General features: G+C 54.6%; 2 pseudogenes. One reads left to right on the forward strand and one right to left on the reverse strand.

The features are described 5' to 3' along the window. Positions 1-112: 112 nt before the first annotated feature. Positions 113-332 (reverse strand): annotated as a pseudogene (locus tag HLH29_RS19785) (integrase core domain-containing protein); the annotation flags it as partial. 45 nt (positions 333-377) lie between these two features. Here HLH29_RS19785 and HLH29_RS19340 point away from each other — a divergent pair. Then, positions 378-578, forward strand: a pseudogene (locus HLH29_RS19340) (IS3 family transposase); the annotation flags it as partial. Positions 579-720: the final 142 nt, after the last annotated feature.

The following is a 720-nucleotide window of genomic DNA, read 5'->3' on the forward strand; positions in this document are numbered from 1 at the left end:
CGATCAGTGGCTCCCAAACCGCCCACGCTTCGTCGGTGAAAATCTGTGTCGCATTGCTTTCACTCATTCCTCATATATAGGAATAACCTACAAGATCTAACAGGCCCTAGTCTCTGCGCCAAGCCTCCAACTTTTCGCATGAGTCTGCAAATGTGAGCGTTCAGGCACTCCGCCCGCAGACGTCCGTTGAAGGCCTCGATGAACGCATTGTCCGTTAGTTTGCCGAGTCGGGAGAAGTCCAGCGTGACGGTGTTGGCATAGGCTCAGAGATCCAGATCGCGCGAGATGAACTCCGAGCCCTGGTCGACCCGGATCGTCTTCGGGTAGTGAACCGCCCCGGGATTGGTGGAGACCCTTTCTCCTGAGAAGAAGGTCTGATGAATAATCCTGCGAAGAAATTTTCTCCTGAAGTCCGCACCCGTGTGGTGCGGCTGCTTTTGGAGCAAGAGACGGAACGCCGATCACGATGGGCGACCATGGTCTCGGGTGCTGAGAAGATTGGCTGTTCGGCGCATACTCTGAACGAATGGATGAAAAAGGCAGGGGTTGAGGCTGGAAAACGAGCCGGGCTTCCGGCCTGAGCAGCCCCCATCGGGTAGTCCGATGTGATTGTTAGAGTCTAATCCGATCTGTTTGGATCATATCCTGCGGCCCTGAAGTAGTTTGCGCATTCGGCGGGCATGAAGTTTTGTGAGATGAGACCGATGACGTCCCATAATC

Origin of the sequence: Gluconacetobacter tumulicola (genome assembly GCF_014174215.1) — a bacterium.
GTDB lineage: Bacteria > Pseudomonadota > Alphaproteobacteria > Acetobacterales > Acetobacteraceae > Gluconacetobacter > Gluconacetobacter tumulicola.